Genomic DNA, 16,479 nt, shown 5'->3' on the forward strand with positions numbered 1-16,479 from the left:
TCGACCGTCCCCGGACAGGCATGGATCCGACGTGGACCGGGCGTCGGCAGGCTGGACGAATGTTGACCACGAAGAGAATTACCTTCTGGCATCCCAGCGGGGTTGACCGTCGACGCCGGCGGCCCCTCGGCAGCCTCTCGGCCGTCGTCGCGATCCTCCTCGTCCTGTCGCTCAACACCCCACCGTCGTTCGCTGCCACCACGTCTGCGGTGACCGGCGGCAACGGGCCGGTCACCGCAGACATCACCGGCGGGTGGAACGGTCGGATCGACTGGCAGGCGTGCCCGGAACGGCCCGACGATCCGGGCACGCGATGCGGCACCCTGCGCCTGCCGGTCGACTGGGCCCGACCGTACGGGGAGACGTTCCAACTGGCCCTAGCCCGGCGCACCGCCACCGATCCGGCCGCCCGCATCGGTGTTCTGGTCTTCAACCCCGGCGGGCCCGGCCTGTCCGGCGTGGATGTGGCGCTGACGGCCGACAGCCAGCTCGGGCCGGACGTCCTGCGCCGCTTCGACATCGTCGGCTTCGATCCTCGGGGCACGGTCCGCAGCGCGCCGGTGCGCTGCTCATCGGCGATGCTGGCCCGGCACCCCTCCCTGACACCTGCCAACGCGGCGGAGTTCGAGGGACTGCGTGCCTACAACCGCCAGTTGCGCGATGACTGCCGCGCTCACAGCGGCCCACTCTTCGACCACCTGGACAGTGTGAGCGTCGCGCGTGACACGGACGCCATCCGGGCGGCGCTCGGCGAGCGGCAGCTCAGCTTCTACCAGTGGTCCTACGGCACCCTGATCGGGCAGTCCTACGCCGAACTGTTTCCCGACCGCGTCCGCGCACTGGTCATGGACAGCGTGATGGACCACAGCCAGGGGGTTAAAGATTACTTCCGCAGCGGAGCGGCCAGTAATGAGGCGCTGTTCCACGAGTTCGTGACCTGGTGCGAGCGGAGCCCCGGCTGCGCGCTGCACGGACGCGACGTGCCGGCGCTCTACGACCGACTGATGCGCCGTGCCGACGCCGGCACGCTTGTCGACGCGGGCACCGGCGCCACGCTGACCTGGTTCGAGCTGGGATTCGCGACCTTCGTCAACTTCTTCGACGCGACCTGGGCCGATCTCGCGAACATGCTTCTCGCGCTGGAGCGGGGCGAGCCCGCTGCGCTCGCGTCCCCGATGGTGCCGGTCAACAGCGACGAGGACCTGACCGAGTACGCGCTACCGGCGTTCTGCCAGGACTGGTCGCTGCCGGTCGACGGGTTCGCCGAGTGGAACCGGTATCTCGAACTGTCCCGTGCCGCGGCACCGCACCTGCGCGCCTCCCCGGTGGCCGTCCGCTTCACCGCGATCTGCCTGGGCTGGACAGCGAACAATCCGCAACATCGCCTGCGGGTACAGACGAGCGCCCCGCTGCTGGTGCTCAACGGCCGGTACGACCCGGCCACCCCGTACGACGGGGCCCAGCGGGTGGTCCGCCAGCTCGGCAGCCAGGGCCACCTCCTCACCTACGAGGGGTCAGGCCACGCCAGCTACCCACGGACCGACTGCACGCGTCGCCAGGTGGAGCGGTATCTCATCTCCAGAACCACACCGCCGGTCGGCGCGAGCTGCCCGGCCGCCCCGGTCTGACGCGTCCCCGTCGTCGCGGTTACGCCCCAGCTCAGGGTAGGTAGTTCGGCGGCTGGGGCGTCACCGCAACCGTTTCAGGGTTCAGGCGCCGTCGGGCTGGTCGGCCGGCTGCTGCCCCGGCCAGAACGGCCACTCCTCGAATGACCGGCACCGTCCGTCGTCGGCGAACCGCATCACCCACAGGTCGCGGTACTCCTGGTCGACCGGGTCTCCGTAGCGGACCTCCTGGCGCGACACCGCGGTGTCGCCCTCGACCGCGACGATCTCCGTGGTCATCTCGAACACCTCGTCGGGGCCCTTGCGTTGCTTCTCCCACATCTGGGCGATGGCCGGTAGGCCGACGACGGGCGTCCAGTACGGCCCCTGCTGGTAGGTCGCGTCCTCGGTGAAGAGGGTGACCAGCGCGTCCGTGCCCGGGGTCCGCCAGAGCCCCTCGTAGGCGGCGAGCCATTCCTCGACGTGCTTCCTGTCCATGGCCATCACCTTGCCATCCGAGCGGCGGCCAGCTGGGAAAACCCGCAGGCTGCGGCAGCACGCCCGTCGAGGTGCTCGCCAGTCTCGGCTGCGGGTTCGCTAGAGAGCAGGCAGGGTGGGCCGGCGACCTCTCGTCGTCGGCCCACCGTCAGCTGCCCGTCCGGCCGTCAGCTCACGCCCCGAACCGCCTCGATGATCGTCTCGGCGACCTCGCTCGGCCGGGCCACCGTCATCGCGTGCGAGCCGCCGACGACCTCGCGCTGCCCCCGGGGCTTGGCCCGTTCGGCCATGAAGCGGTGCACTTCAGGGGGGATGTTCTTGTCAGCGTCACCGAACACGAACCAGCTGGGCAGCGATCGCCAGGCGGGGTCGCCGGTGAGCTTGTCACCCAGGCCCTGTTCGGTGATCGGCCGCTGGGTCCGGGCCATCAGCGCGGCCATGTCGTCCGACGCGTCCGCGCAGAACTGGGCGTGATACTGGTCCTGGCCGATCGCCACCTCGTTCCCACCGGTCGACACCGGATACTGCACCAGCGTGTCGGCCAGGGTGCTGCCCGGGAACTTCGCGGACAGCGTCAGCGCCGACTCACCGGTGTCCGGGGCGAAGGCGTTGACGTACACGAGGGCCCGCACCACGGTTTCGCCGGCCGCGGCCTGCGTGATCACCATGCCGCCGTAGGAGTGGCCGACGAGGACGACCGGCCCGCCGATCCCACGGACGACATCCCGCACGTACGCGGCGTCGCCTGCGACGCTCCGCAGCGGGTTCGCGACGGCCACCGAGTCGTACCCGGCGCCCAGCCGCTCGAGCACACCGTTCCAGCTCGCCGACTCGGCGAACGCGCCGTGCACGAGCACGATGGTGGGCTGTGGATCAGGCATGATAGGTGGCCCCCTCACTCTGTGAAGCTCTTCACCGCCGGTCGCACTGGTACGCCTGGATACCCGTTACGCGAGTGTGAAACGTGCCGTCCCGACGGCTTGCGCCCGTCCGGCCGAACGTGTCGGTGGCACCCCGCCGGGCCCGCGCCGGACCGGCCGGTGTCCCACCTTCGCCGTAAGGTGCATCAACCCGACGGGCAGGAGGCTGCGGTGGCTGCGATGACGCTGATTGAGGTGACGGCCGAACTGGCCGAGCTGGAGGATCCGAAGGCACGGGAGGTGAACGCCAGACACGGTGACGATCATGGTGTGCACCTCGGCGCGCTTCGCGCCCTCGCCAAGCGGCTGAAGACGCAGCACGATCTCGCGCGCCAGCTCTGGGCGACGGGTGATGCCTCGGCGCGGCTGCTGGCGATTCTGATCTGCCGTCCCCGGGCGTTCGAGCGGGACGAGTTGGACGTCATGGTGCGCGAGGCGCGCACCCCAAAGGTGCACGACTGGCTTGTGAACTACGTGGTGAAGAAGCATCCGCACTCCGAGGAGCTGCGGCTGGCCTGGCTCGCCGACCCGGGTCCCGTGGTCGCGAGTGCCGGCTGGGCGCTGACCACCGAGCGCGTGACGAGGAAGCCCGAGATTCTCGACCTCCCGGGACTGCTCGATGTGATCGAGACCGGAATGAAGGACGCGCCGGATCGCCTGCAGTGGGCGATGAACCACTGCCTGGCGCAGATCGGCATCGAGCACGCCGAGCACCGCGCCCGGGCGATCGACATCGGCGAACGCCTTGAGGTGCTCAAGGACTACCCCACCTCCCCCGGCTGCACGTCCCCGTTCGCGCCCACCTGGATCGGCGAAATGGTGCGCCGAGCGGGATAGGCGGCGGGTTCTCGGTCGAGCCCGCATCGGCGGGGTCGACGTCTTCTCCCGCGCGCCCCTATAGTGAGTTCCATTATGGGACTTACTGTGTTCTGGCGGTGGTGGGTCGCCGGCACGACCAGCCAACTCGGCTCGGCGGTCGGCGCGCTGGCCCTACCGCTGACCGCGCTGACCGTGCTCCACGCATCGGCCTTCGAGATGGGTCTGATCACGGCGGCGGGCTACCTGGCGTACCTTCTGATCAGCCTGCCGGCGGGCGTGATCGTGCAGCGCCTGCCGCTGCGCGGCATGCAGGTCGCCCTGGATCTGGTCCGGGCCCTCGCCATCGCGTCGGTCCCGCTGGCCTGGTGGTTCGACATGCTGACGGTGGCCCAGCTAGTCGCGGTCGCCCTGGTGGTGAGCTTCGCCAACGTGCTGTTCGACGTGGCGAACCAGACCTTCCTGCCGGAGATCGTGCCGGCCGCGCAGTTGCAGGCCCGCAACAGCCTCACCTCCGGCACGCACGCCGCCACCGCGCTGGGCGGGCCATCCCTGGGCGGTCTCGCGGTGCAGTTGCTGGGCGCGGTGCCGACACTGTTCGTGGACGCCGTCAGCTACCTACTCTCCGCCACGCTGCTGCGCACCCTTCCGGCCCGGCGGGTGCAGCGACCGACCGAACGGCCGCCGATGACCACGATGATCCGTGAGGGCTGGCACTTCGCGCTCCGGCACCCGATCATCGGACCGGCCATGTGGGACGCCACCGCGACGAACTTCGTCAACGGCGCCATGCTCGCCCTGTTCCCGTACTACCTGGTGCGTGAGCTGCACGCATCGCCGCTCATGGTCGGGCTGCTGCTCGCCGCCGACGGCCTCGGCGCGCTCATCGGCGCCGCGTTGACGACCCGCTTCACCAATCGGTTCGGCACCGCACGCGGCCTGATCATCGCGGCCTTCGTCGGTGTGGCCGGCGCGCTCATCATCCCGCTGGGCACCGGCACCGCCGCGTTCCTGGCCTTCGCCGTCGGAAACCTCATCTTCGCGAGTTCCACTGTGGTGCTCAGCGTGACCACCCGCACCTACCGGATGCTCGCCAGCCCACCGGAACTGCTGTCCCGGGTGATCGCCACGGTCAAGTTCGTCTCCTGGGGCGCCATCCCGGTCGGCGGCCTGCTCGCCGGCATCCTGGCCGGGCCACTCGGCGCCCGTACCACCCTGCTGATCTTCGGGGCGCTCACCGTGCTGTCCCCGATCATCTACCTGTCGACGCCGATCCGCCGACTGCGTGACCTGCCGCTCGACCCCACGCCGACACCCACTCAGGCCCGGGTGTGAACCGGCCAGGTGCGCTCCCGGTCCGTCCACATCGCTCAGTGGAGATATCGACAGAAGGTGTAGCCCTCGGCTTCCGGGGGCAAGAACCCGCGCATGGAGGGAACGGCAGGGCGCGAGGGGCAACTGCTCGGCCAGCGGCACCGCACCGGTGAATCGGACCGGGCAGGGCTGGCGACACCGCTGTCGGCAGCCTCCGTCTGATGCGGCTGAGGCGCAGCCTCCCCCCGGTGGCGCTCGGCGCGATGGCCCTTGGCGCGGCTCTCAATGCCAACCCCGCCCATGCCGACACATCGTCGCCGCCGCGGCTCCCGCTGGTGGAGGTCGCCACCTCGCCGGAGGCCGTCAAGGTTTCGGTGGCCGACGTGGTCGAGGTGCAGCTGACCGTCCCCCTGCCCCTGCCGACCGCGGTCGTCTCCCTGCCCGTGCCTCTACCGTCGACGGACCCGCTGCCCCTGCCGTCGGCCGTTCCGCTGCCGACGCCGTCGGCCAAACCCAGCACCCCAGCAAGCCGGCCGGCCCGGACGCCATCGTCGTCGCCGCAGGCCACACCCGCATCGTCGACCTCGGCGGCATCGACGGCACGCGTTGTCTCGCCGCCATCGCCGGCACCGTCGACACGCGCGTCGGCGACGGTGACCCGGGACGCCGGCCACGGCACGGCCGACGGCCGGGCGTCGAAGCAGGCGCGGGCAACGACGACCGCCGTCACCGGACAACGGCCCAACCCGCCCGCCCGTCCCGCACCGGGGCCACCGGCGTTCGTGCTGGCGCTCGCGTCCGCACCAACCGGCGTCGGCGCCGGCGGCGCTGATCCACCCACGTCGACAGCCGACGCTTCGCCGCCCATCTCGCCGCTGCGGCCAGGGCTCACCATCACCGCCGTCGACATGCGCGCCACCAGCCGTCCCGTCGAGCGGGGTCCTCCCCCGCCCCGACAACTCCTGATCACCCACCCGCGTCCACGACGTTGATCAGGAGAGGTTCATGGAAATCGCCGTTATCTGGATCCCGGCCCACATCGAGCCGTCGGAGCCTGCCGTCGCGAGGTGTCTCAGCCACCTTCGCCGACACTCCTACCGATTCGCAGGAATCATGCGGGCCCCGTGGGAGACCGTCGAGCAGACGATGATCGACGGGGAGGTGGATGTCGTCGTCATCGCCGACTTCGCCCACCTCCCGCCGGACCGGTCCCCCCGGATCGAGCTGGCCAGCTCCCCCGACGGCGACGCGGACGAGGACCAAACGGTTCCGGACACACAGTTCGGCTGACACCACGAAGCGCCCCGTCCGCTATGGACGGGGCGCTTCGTCAATCTGGCCGTCGTACGGGTCCCAGTGCGCGGCATAGCGCAGCAGTGAGCGGCCCAGGTCCTTGTTTGCCGCCGCCCATCTGGTGTCGAAGAGGAACCACTGGTCGAACCCAAAGAAATCGTCGATGTATCGAGCGACCTGTGCGATGTGCGCATCCAACCGGATCAGCGACCCGACGGACGGCTCCGGGGCCATCATCTCCAGCGTCTCCCGGTGGATCTCGTCGTGCGCGGACACCCGGTCGAGGTTGGCGGGCGACGGGTCGTATCCGGGCAGCCGGGCGTAACGTTCCAGCGCCACGCCAACGTCCTCCTCGTCCGGCGCGATGAGGGCCCGCAGCAGCCGGGCGTCGGGCGGCCAAAGCCGGGTGCCGGGCGCGTCGGCGGCCCGAAGACCAGCGGCGAGGTCCGGCAGGGTGAGGCCGGGGAAGACGAGGGCGCCAGCCAGGTCCAGGTTCGTGTCAGTGTCAGACGGATCCCAGCACAACCGGACCGAGAAGACGGACTCCGGACCGGGCGGGGCGATGCGGACGGTACGGACCGGCACGCCATGCTCGAAGACCGCACCGGGCGCGGCGGCGTGCGCGGGCAGCGGCCAGGTGTCGTGGAGCAGGTACGCGAGCCGGTCAGGCGACGCGGCGGCGGCGTCCTCGTCGACGAAATAGTAGGCCAGATCCACCTCGTCGTCGTCGGTCCGCACACGCAGGGCGTGCTCACCGAGCCGGATGAACGTGTCGTCGTCGCCCTCCACCCAGAGGTGCTCGTTCAGCAGGTCGCGCAGCTCGTCAACCGTCTCCGGCGGTGGCAGGTGCCGCTCCCGGGCTTCCTCGAAGATCGAGTCCAGGCCGTAGACGTCCTCGCCCAGCTCGCTCTCGATCCATTCTCGTGGGTCGTCGCGACCCCAGCCCCGACGGAACCACTCGAGCGGGGTCGCGTCGGGCACGGTGACCACCCGTTTGCTGAACGGCGATTCCTCGCGCCACCGGCAGACGAAGTACATGCGGCGCACTCTAGGCGAGCTGACCGACAGCGAATCCGTGCCGACAGCACGGCGATCGCCGCCGGCACGAGCCGCGGCACCCACCCGGGAAACCCGTACCACCAGAATGTCGGGCGGTGGCATCATGCCGCCATCACCGGGACTGACAGGGAGCAGACCATCGGCAACTCCGACACGATCACGCTGTGGCGGCCCACCGGGCAGGCCGAACTCGACCTCGTGGCGGCAGCCGGCTGGCGGGCTTGGCCACCACGCCTGCCCGACCAGCCGATCTTCTACCCCGTGCTCAACCGCTGGTACGCCACGAAGATCGCCCGGGAGTGGAACGTCCCCGCCAAAGGCGTCGGTTACGTGACCCGGTTCGACGTGCGACGTTCCTATCTGGACCGCTACCAGGTGCAGCAGGCCGGTGGTCGCGATGTGCTGGAGTACTGGGTCCCCGCCGAGGAGCTTGACGATTTCAACGCCCACCTCGTCGGCGCGATCATCGCGGAGGCCGAGTACCGGGGCCCCGTCGACGACGAGGAGTTCACCGACGCGGAGGAGGCCCTGGGCCGGACGCTGCCTGAGGCGTGGCGCACCTACCTCCAGGGCGAGTCGTGGTTCCGGCGAGGTTGGACGACCACCGATGCCTACGTGTGGCTCAATTCGCCACGCGAGATGCTCGAGCTGCACGAGGCGTGGGGCCAGGCCACCGTCGCGCACCCCGGTATCGCGATCATCGGCGGTGACGGTTCCAGCGAACAGCTCGTGCTCGACCTGCGCAGTGACCCCGCCCCGGTGCTGCTTGTCGACATCGCCAGTGGCGGGTGGGACAGCGCCATCCGGCAAGCCGACGATGTCAGCCAGCTCATCGACCGCATCGAGGCGGGCACCTTCGCGTTCGACCTGGAGGACTGACCCGAGCCGGGCAACGAGCTACCGCTCACCCTCACCCCGACCCGGTCACGACGCCACGGCGAACCCCCTGGGTCAGGCCGCGACGGCCGCCCGGACGTCGTCGTCGGCGGCGCGCAGCCGGGCCGCTGCCTCCTCGGCGGTGCAGTTCGCCAGCAGCAGCACGATGGCCGTCTTGGCGTGCCCGTGCGCCGCCGCGAGCGCCCGCGCCGCCGTGTCGAGGTCGGTGTCGGCGGCCTCGGCGACGATCCGCCGCGCCCGGTCGACGAGCTTCTCGTTGGTGGCGTTCATGTCGACCATCAGGTTGCCGTAGACCTTGCCCAGCCGGGCCATCGCGGCGGTCGAGAGCATGTTGCAGACCAGTTTCTCGGCGGTGCCGGCCTTGAGCCGGGTGGAGCCGGTGAGCACCTCGGGGCCGGTGGGCACCTCGATGGCGACGTCGGCGTGCCGGCTGGTCACCGCGTCGGTGTTGCAGGCCACGGAGACGGTCGCCGCGCCACGCGCGCGGGCGTGGTCCAGCCCGCCGACCACGTACGGGGTACGGCCGCTGGCGGCGAGCCCGACCACCGTGTCGCGGGCGGTCAGGCCGACCGCGTCGAGGTCGGCGACGGCGCGGGTCGGGTCGTCCTCCGCGCCCTCGACGGCGACGCCGAAGGCTCGTGCCCCGCCGGCGAGCAGACCGACGACCCGGTCGGGCGTCGTACCGAAGGTGGGTGGGATCTCGACGGCGTCGAGCATGCCGATCCGGCCGCTGGTGCCCGCGCCGAGGTAGATCAGCCGTCCGCCCTGGCGGAGCGACGCCACGATGACGTCGACGGCGGCCGCGATGTCCGGCACGGCCCGGCGGACGGCGTCGGCGACGGTCTGGTCCTCGTCGTTCATCGCGAGAAGCAACTCGGTGGGAGACATCCGGTCGAGGTCGCTGGTCTTGTCGTTGCGGGTCTCGGTGCCGAGGGTGCTGAGGTCCACGGGGTGCTCGTTCCTCTCGCTGGTGTGCAGTCGCCGGCCGGCGGGGAGGGCGGTCTCCGGTCGCCCGGCGGCCGTCGACGGCTCACCGTCGAGCGCGTCCTCGCGACCCGCAGCCGCGGCCAGGCCGAGGGCGCAGCTGCGAACAGTCCCCGTATCAGCAGGCTGAAACCACAGCGTAACCAGCCCGGACGGGCGGTGACAAAAAGTTTCGCGTTAGGGTGGGCGAACGTCACTTATTGACAACTGCTGGTTGGGAGCGAGCCGTGCGTCAACTCGACCTCGTCGTGATCGTGCTGTACCTCGTGGTGATCGCCTACGTCGGACTACGCCTGTCCGGTAAACAGAAGTCCGCCAAGGACTACTTCGTGGGCGAGGGTCGGCTGCCCTGGTGGACCGTCTCGTTCTCCGTGGTCGCCACTGAAACCAGCGTCCTGACCGTGATCAGTGTTCCCGGCGGCGCCTACAGCGGTCAGGGCTTCGGCAACGTCGAACTGGCCCTGGGTTACGTCATCGGTCGGGTCGTCGTGGCCGCGGTGCTCATCCCGCTCTACAAGCGGGGTGGGTTCGTCAGCGCCTACCAGTACCTCGGTGAGCGGTTTGGCCTGAAAGTCCAGGGCCTTGCCTCGGTGACGTTCGTCTTCACCCGACTGCTCGCCGAGGGCGTACGGCTGTTCGCCTCGGCCATCCCCATCAAGCTTCTTCTCGACGAGTTCGGGCTGAATGTCGGCTACCAGGCCATCATCATCGTTCTCACGCTCATCACGGTGGTCTACACCTACCTCGGTGGCATCAAGGCGGTCATCTGGACCGACGCCATCCAGATGGGGCTGTACCTGGGCGGGGCGATCCTGGCCATCGCGGTGCTCAGCCACGCCGTCGGTTTCGACGGCTACTCGCAGGCGCTGGACGCCGGCAAGTTCCAGCTCTTCGACACCAACTTCACCCTCGCGCACGTGCTCACCAGCCCGTTCGCCCTGCCGACCGCGATCATCGGTGGCGCGATCTTCGCGATGGCCAGCCACGGGTCTGACCAGCTGATCGTCCAGCGCATCCTGTCCACCCGCACGCTGCGCGAGGGGCAGAAGGCGATGATCTCCTCGGGCATCTTCGTGGTGATCCAGTTCGCGGCGTTCTCCCTGGTCGGCGCGCTGCTGTGGTCGTACAACAAGGGTCAGACCTTCACGGAACTCGGCCTGGCCAGCAGCGACAACCTCTACCCGAGCTTCATCCTGCACGCCCTGCCGGTGGGCATCTCGGGTCTGCTGGTGGCCGGCATCCTCGGCGCCGCGATGGGTTCACTGTCGTCGGCGCTGAACTCGATGTCGAACTCCACCGTCGCCGACTTCATCCACAGCTTCTTCCGCAAGGTCCCGTCGGACGACACGATGCTCCGGCTCGCCCGGGTGATGACCCTGGTCTGGGCGGTGCTGATGGCGGTCTTCGCCTGCGCGTTCAGCTCCAGCACCGGAAACGTCTACCTGACCGGTTTGACCATCGCCGGCTACACCTACGGGGCGCTGCTCGGGGCCTTCCTGCTCGGCCGCCTCGTGAAGCGGGCCAACCAGGTCGACGCGATGATCGCCTTCCTCGTCACCGTGGCGGTGATGACCTACATCGTCCGCTACGTCAAGATCGATGTGACGACGGCCGGCACCACCACCGCCACCGCCATCGCCGCGCAGTGGCTGGTCCCGATCGGCGTTCTGATCACACTGGTCGTCGGCGCGGTGTCCAGCCGGTTCCACCCGGCCCCGGAGACGCCGTACGACCATGGACGTAGCGACGAGGTCGACGACGACGCAGCGGCGGCGCCCGCCGGCCGGGCGTGAAGGAGGACGTGATGCGCGTGATCGGCCTGATGTCCGGAACCTCCTACGACGGCATCGAAGCCGCCGCGGCCGAGTTCGAGCTGAGCGGCGACACCCTGCGGATGCGCCCCCTGGGCCGGCTCAGCCACCCGTACTCCGAGGAGTTGCGCGCGCAGATCGCCGCCGCCCTGCCGCCCGCGCCGACCACCACCGAGGCGATCTGCGTGCTGGACACCGGCATCGGCCAGGCCTTCGCCGAGGCCGGCGTGCGGGCCCTCGCCCAGCTGTGCGACGGCCACGCTGACCTGCTGGTCTCGCACGGGCAGACCATGCACCACTGGGTCGAGGCTGGCACGGTTCGGGGCACGCTTCAGCTGGGTCAGCCGGCCTGGATCGCGGAGGCCACCGGCCTTCCGGTCGTGGCCGACCTGCGCAGCCGCGACGTCGCCGCCGGCGGTCAGGGCGCTCCCCTGGTCGCCCTCTTCGACGCACTGCTGCTGGGCGGTCTGCCCGGCGTCCCGGCCGCGCTGAACCTGGGCGGCATCGCCAACATCACTGTCGTCGCGCCGGGCGCGGACCCGCTCGCCTTCGACACCGGTCCGGCGAACGCGCTCCTCGACGCCGCCGTCCGCCACTTCAGCGGGGGCGCCGAGGAGTACGACCGGGACGGGCGCGGGGCGGCCGCCGGGCAGGTGAACCCGGACCTGCTCCGGCGGCTGCTCGACGAGCCGTACTACCGGCTGCCCGGCCCGAAGAGCACCGGGAAGGAGCTGTTCCACCTGCCCTACCTGCTCGCCGCCCTCACCGACGCGCCCACGCCGGACCCGCAGGACGTGTTGGCCACGCTCACCCGGCTGACGGCGGTCACGGTGGCCGACGCCTGCCGCGACCACGGCGTTACCCGGCTCGTCGTCTCCGGCGGTGGGGCACGCAATCCGACGCTGATGCGGATGATCACCGACGAGTTGCCGGGCGTCCAACTGTCGTCCAGCGACGAGCTGGGCATCGCGTCGGACGCCAAGGAGGCCCTGGCCTTCGCGCTGCTGGGCTACCTGACCGTGCACGGGCTGCCGGGCACCCTGCGCTCGGGCACCGGCGCGCGGCACGCCTCGGTGCTCGGCAGCATCACCCCCGGCCGGCAGCCGCTGCGGCTGCCGGCACCGGCCAGCACCACACCCCGCCGACTGCTGATCGTCGGCCGTCCCGCCGTGCCGCCGGTGGCCGGCTGACCACGTTCCCGGGAGGATCCGTCGATGAGACCCGTCGTACCCGTGCCGCCGCCGACCGCGGCCGGCGCTCGCGCCCGCGCGGTCGCCGAGCTGCTGCGCTCGCGCCTCGATGATCCGAGCCGGGCCAGCGCCGAGCTGCCCCGGAGGCTGGCGGCGGCACACGACGCCTCGCCGTACCTGTTCGAGCCGCAGGCCGTGGTTCGCGCCACCTCGGCCGCCGAGGTGGGGGCGCTGATGGCCGGCGCCCGGGAGGCCGGCGTGCCGCTGACCCTGCGCGGCGGCGGCACCAGCCTCGCCGGGCAGGCCGGCGGCGCGGGCGTGCTGGTCGACGTCCGCACCGACTGGCGACACGCCGAGGTCCTCGACGACGGCCGCCGCATCCGGCTCCAGCCGGGCCTGACCATCCGGCAGGCCAACGCCCGGTTGGCCCGCTACCGACGCCGGCTCGGCCCGGACCCGGCCAGCGAGGCCGCCTGCACGGTCGGTGGCATGGTGGCCAACAATTCCAGCGGGATGACCTGCGGCACCACCGACAGCGCGTACCGCACCATGGAGTCGCTGCGCTTCGTGCTCCCGTCCGGCACCGTCGTCGACTCCGGCGCCCGCGACGCCGACGACCGGCTGCGGGTCGACGAGCCCGAGCTGCACGCCGGGCTGCTGCGGCTGCGCGACCGGGTGCGATCCGCGCCGGGGTCGCGCGCCACCATCGAGCGGCTGTTCGCGATGAAGAACACCATGGGGTACGGGCTGAACTCGCTGCTCGACCACAGCAGCCCGGTCGAGATGCTCGCCCACCTGATGATCGGCAGCGAGGGCACGCTCGGCTTCGTGGCCGAGGCCGTCTTCCGTACCGTCGAGATCCACGACCACGCCGCCACCGGCCTGCTGATCCTGCCCGGTCTCACCGACGCCACCGACGCGCTGCCGGCCCTGCTCGCCGCCGGCGCCCGTACCGCCGAACTGCTCGACGCGGCCGCGCTGCGGGTCAGCCAGCGCGACCCGGGTGCGAGCCCGACCCTGCGCGGGCTGACGGTCACCGGCCACGCCGCGCTGCTGGTGGAGTTCGCCGAGGACAGCGCGGAGCGGCTGGCCGCGACGCTGGCCGACGCCCGACCCGTGCTCGACCGGCTGCCGGCCGTCACCGGCACCGAGCTGACCCGGGACCCGCGCGAACGGGCCAACCTCTGGCACCTGCGCAAGGGCCTTTACACCGCCGTCGCCGGGGCCCGCCCGCCCGGCACCACGGCCCTGCTGGAGGACGTCGCGGTGCCGATGCCGCGCCTGACCGGCACCTGCGACGGGCTGATTCGCCTGTTCGACCGGCACGGCTACCCGGACGCGGTGATCTTCGGGCACGCCCGCGACGGCAACCTGCACTTCATGCTGACCCAGTCCTTCGACACCCCGGCCGAGATCGACCGCTACGCCCGGTTCACCGACGACATGGTCGACCTCGTGCTCGCCGAGGGGGGAACACTCAAGGCGGAGCACGGCACCGGCCGGGCCATGGCACCCTTCGTTCGCCGGCAGTACGGCGACGAGTTGTACGACGTGATGCGCGAACTCAAGCGGTTGTGCGACCCGAGCGGCCTGCTCAACCCCGGTGTGCTGCTCAACGACGACCCGACCGTGCACCTGCGGCACCTCAAGGCCGTCCCGACGGTCGACCCCGAGCTGGACGCCTGCGTCGAGTGTGGCTACTGCGAGCCGGTCTGCCCGACCGCCGATGTCACCACCACCCCCCGGCAGCGCATCGTCCTGCAACGGCAGATCGCCCTCGCCACCGCCGCCGGCGACGAGGAGCGCCGCCGGGAGCTGACCGCCGACTACGAGTACGCCGCGGTGGACAGCTGCGCGGCGGACAGCCTCTGCGTCACCGCCTGCCCGGTCGGCATCGACACCGGGGCGGCGATGAAGCGGCTGCGCGCCGAGCGCCACACCCCTCGCGCCCAGCGAACCGCCCGCACCGCCGCCCGGCACTGGCAGGCCGCCGTGACGGGCGTCCGGGTGGGACTGGCCGCCGCGCACGCCGTACCGACGCCGGTGACCCGCGCCGCCACCGGGGTGATCCGTGGGCTCGGCGCCACCGAACTCGTGCCGCTGTGGAGCGACGACATGCCGCGCGCCGGCGCGCCACGCCCCACACCCCGCAGCGCGCCGGACGCCCAGGCGGTGTTCTTCGCGGCCTGCATGGGCAGCCTCTTCGCCCCAGAGGGCGGCCCGTCCGGCGGTTCGGCGGCGGCGTTCCTGCGCCTCTGCGAACTGGCGCGGGTGCCGCTCGTCGTACCGACCGGCACGGCGGGTCTGTGCTGCGGAACCCCGTGGCAGTCCAAGGGTTACCCCGCCGGTCACCGCGAGATGGCCGAACGAACCTTGGCCGCGCTCTGGGCGGCCAGCGACGAGGGTCGCCTGCCCATCGTGTGCGACGCGTCATCCTGCACGCACGGGCTGACGCAGCTGAGCGCCGCGCTGGCCGACGAGGACCAGGCACGGTACGGCGCGCTGCGCTTCGTGGACAGCGTGACCTTCACCGCCGAGCGCCTCCTGCCGGCGCTGCCGCAGCCCCGGCGACTGGGCTCGCTGGCCCTGCACCCGACCTGCTCCACCGTGCACCTGGGCGGCATCGACGACCTGCGCACGGTGGCCCAGGCGGTCGCCGACACCGTCACCGTGCCGGACAGCTGGGGGTGCTGCGCCTTCGCCGGTGACCGGGGTCTGCTGCATCCCGAGGTCACCGCCGGCGCCACCGCGGCGCAGGCCGCCGAGATCAATCAGCGCGACCACGACGCGTACGCCTCCTGCAACCGCACCTGCGAGATGGGCATGAGCCGGGCCACCGGCCAGCCGTACCGGCATGTGCTCGAGGTTCTCGTCGAGGCGGTCGAGTCGCCGGCGTAGCCGGCGGTTCCTGCTCACTTCCTACGCATGTGAAAGAATCTCAGAAACCGTCGATACGTCCGCACGCACCCGAACGCGGGCGGCGCCGCAGCAGCAGGCCGCCCGCGTTTGATCGCCCGCTGGCTACCGGCCAGGGCCGCGCCGAGGAGAAATCACGGCAGGGTCACTCGGTGATCACCGGCCAGGCGTAGGCGAGCAGGGCGCAGGCGGCACCCAGAAGCGCGAGCGAGACACCCCTCGTGGGCAGCGGCAGAGCAGCGAGCACGATCAGGATGACGGCGACAACATAGAGAAATGCCTGGACCGACATGTTGCTCTCCTCGATCAGGGGGTAGGAGGCGGCTGCCTTCATCCGCCGGGATGCCCTCCGACGTGATCGCGGAAACCGTCCCGCTGATCACGGTTCGGCCCACAGTGGTACGTCCGGCGCAGTGTCTACGTCGCGAGAAGGAGCGCTTCCGCGCCCACCGGTCGAAACCCCGCCGCCTGGAAGGCGCGCACGCTGCGGGCGTTGCCGGCGGCCTGCTGGGCCCAGACCGGCTCGCCGTCGGGCACCAGATGTCGGGCGGCGGTCGCCAGCGCCCGCCCCAGGCCCTGGTGGCGACGCTCGTCGTCGACCTCGATCGCCGCCTCCCAACGGCCGGCCACCCCTCGGCCGAGAACGACCACCCCACCCTCGGCGGCCCAGACGCGGACGTCGTTACGGCGTCGGCGTGCCCTGACCTCGCGGGGATGATCGGCGTCGGCGAGCTCAGTCAGCTGCAGTGGCGGCGGCCCGGCAAGGCTGCTCGCGACGGTCAGCAGGTCGATCGTGTCCATGGACCGCCGGGTGCGGTCGAGCAGCGCACCCAGGAAGCGCGGATTCATCGTGGCCGCCAGGGAGTCACAGTCGAGAGTGGCCAGCGTACGACGCACCCACTGCGGTTCCTCGTCGGTGAACACCACCGAGTGCCCGGTAAAGGCGATGACTCCGGCGTCACGAGGGCTCGGCTGCGAGACCACGGTGGTCCCGCCGTCGGGTGGCGGGAAATGCCCGTGTGCCGCCGCGTCCAGGATGTCGGCCAACGTGCGGTCCATGGTCGCCCTCTCCTCGGTCCCGGACCGCGCGGCTGCCGAGCAATGCGTTTCCCGCCCTTCTGGCACCACGCGGACCAAACAGTGCCCCCACATCCTCCCGGGTGGGATGAGGACACGA

Annotated in this window: 14 protein-coding genes and 1 pseudogene; 9 read left to right on the forward strand and 6 right to left on the reverse strand. The window is 71.1% G+C overall.

Going from position 1 to position 16,479, the window contains the following annotated elements; genetic code table 11:
• Positions 1-59: 59 nt before the first annotated feature.
• Positions 60-1,628 carry an alpha/beta hydrolase gene (locus AC5L30_RS26695; protein ID WP_494870416.1) on the forward strand — a complete coding sequence of 523 codons (1,569 nt, stop codon included), beginning with the start codon at positions 60-62 and terminating at the stop codon, positions 1,626-1,628.
• Between the two features lie 81 nt (positions 1,629-1,709).
• On the opposite strand, the gene AC5L30_RS26700 is transcribed toward AC5L30_RS26695, so the two are convergent.
• Both AC5L30_RS26700 and AC5L30_RS26705 read right to left on the reverse strand, forming a co-directional pair.
• On the reverse strand, positions 1,710-2,102 hold the full coding sequence (locus AC5L30_RS26700; protein WP_494870417.1) for a YybH family protein: 393 nt from the start codon (positions 2,100-2,102) through the stop codon (positions 1,710-1,712).
• 167 nt (positions 2,103-2,269) lie between these two features.
• On the reverse strand, positions 2,270-2,983 hold the full coding sequence (locus AC5L30_RS26705) for an alpha/beta fold hydrolase (RefSeq protein WP_494870418.1): 714 nt from the start codon (positions 2,981-2,983) through the stop codon (positions 2,270-2,272).
• A 219-nt stretch (positions 2,984-3,202) separates the two neighbouring features.
• On the opposite strand from AC5L30_RS26705, the gene AC5L30_RS26710 reads away from it, so the two are divergent.
• The 4 genes from AC5L30_RS26710 to AC5L30_RS26725 all read left to right on the forward strand — a co-directional run bounded on the left by AC5L30_RS26710 (position 3,203) and on the right by AC5L30_RS26725 (position 6,442).
• Positions 3,203-3,859 carry a DNA alkylation repair protein gene (locus tag AC5L30_RS26710; RefSeq protein ID WP_494870420.1) on the forward strand — a complete coding sequence of 219 codons (657 nt, stop codon included), beginning with the start codon at positions 3,203-3,205 and terminating at the stop codon, positions 3,857-3,859.
• 75 nt (positions 3,860-3,934) lie between these two features.
• The gene (locus tag AC5L30_RS26715; protein ID WP_494870422.1) at positions 3,935-5,173 is read left to right on the forward strand and encodes an MFS transporter; all 1,239 of its coding nucleotides are present in this window, start codon (positions 3,935-3,937) and stop codon (positions 5,171-5,173) included.
• Between the two features lie 200 nt (positions 5,174-5,373).
• Complete coding sequence (locus tag AC5L30_RS26720; protein WP_494870424.1) at positions 5,374-6,144, forward strand: hypothetical protein; 771 nt, start codon at positions 5,374-5,376, stop codon at positions 6,142-6,144.
• 121 nt (positions 6,145-6,265) lie between these two features.
• Entirely contained in the window at positions 6,266-6,442 is a 177-nt protein-coding gene (locus AC5L30_RS26725; protein WP_494870425.1) for a hypothetical protein, read from the forward strand.
• 21 nt (positions 6,443-6,463) lie between these two features.
• On the opposite strand, the gene AC5L30_RS26730 is transcribed toward AC5L30_RS26725, so the two are convergent.
• Positions 6,464-7,483: a hypothetical protein gene (locus tag AC5L30_RS26730; protein ID WP_494870427.1), complete on the reverse strand. Its 1,020-nt coding sequence runs from the start codon at positions 7,481-7,483 to the stop codon at positions 6,464-6,466.
• A 159-nt stretch (positions 7,484-7,642) separates the two neighbouring features.
• Here AC5L30_RS26730 and AC5L30_RS26735 point away from each other — a divergent pair.
• A pseudogene (locus AC5L30_RS26735) lies at positions 7,643-7,990 on the forward strand (ADP-ribosylation/crystallin J1); the annotation flags it as partial.
• A 465-nt stretch (positions 7,991-8,455) separates the two neighbouring features.
• Here the strand turns inward: AC5L30_RS26735 and murQ are convergent.
• Positions 8,456-9,349 (reverse strand): N-acetylmuramic acid 6-phosphate etherase, encoded by an 894-nt coding sequence (murQ, locus tag AC5L30_RS26740; RefSeq protein ID WP_494870429.1) that lies wholly within the window; start codon positions 9,347-9,349, stop codon positions 8,456-8,458.
• Positions 9,350-9,612: 263 nt separating this feature from the next.
• On the opposite strand from murQ, the gene AC5L30_RS26745 reads away from it, so the two are divergent.
• Genes AC5L30_RS26745 through AC5L30_RS26755 form a run of 3 tightly spaced genes read left to right on the forward strand, consistent with a single transcriptional unit; the run spans position 9,613 to position 15,284 of the window.
• Positions 9,613-11,178, forward strand: coding sequence for a sodium:solute symporter (locus tag AC5L30_RS26745; RefSeq protein ID WP_494870431.1), 1,566 nt, complete (start codon positions 9,613-9,615; stop codon positions 11,176-11,178).
• Positions 11,179-11,189: 11 nt separating this feature from the next.
• Positions 11,190-12,386 (forward strand): anhydro-N-acetylmuramic acid kinase, encoded by a 1,197-nt coding sequence (locus AC5L30_RS26750; RefSeq protein WP_494870432.1) that lies wholly within the window; start codon positions 11,190-11,192, stop codon positions 12,384-12,386.
• 24 nt (positions 12,387-12,410) lie between these two features.
• Entirely contained in the window at positions 12,411-15,284 is a 2,874-nt protein-coding gene (locus tag AC5L30_RS26755; protein WP_494870434.1) for an FAD-binding and (Fe-S)-binding domain-containing protein, read from the forward strand.
• Positions 15,285-15,447: 163 nt separating this feature from the next.
• On the opposite strand, the gene AC5L30_RS26760 is transcribed toward AC5L30_RS26755, so the two are convergent.
• Both AC5L30_RS26760 and AC5L30_RS26765 read right to left on the reverse strand, forming a co-directional pair.
• On the reverse strand, positions 15,448-15,636 hold the full coding sequence (locus AC5L30_RS26760; protein WP_494870436.1) for a hypothetical protein: 189 nt from the start codon (positions 15,634-15,636) through the stop codon (positions 15,448-15,450).
• A gap of 83 nt (positions 15,637-15,719) precedes the next feature.
• The gene (locus tag AC5L30_RS26765; protein WP_494870437.1) at positions 15,720-16,361 is read right to left on the reverse strand and encodes an N-acetyltransferase; all 642 of its coding nucleotides are present in this window, start codon (positions 16,359-16,361) and stop codon (positions 15,720-15,722) included.
• Positions 16,362-16,479 lie beyond the last annotated feature (118 nt).

The organism is Micromonospora sp. BQ32, from assembly GCF_059358895.1.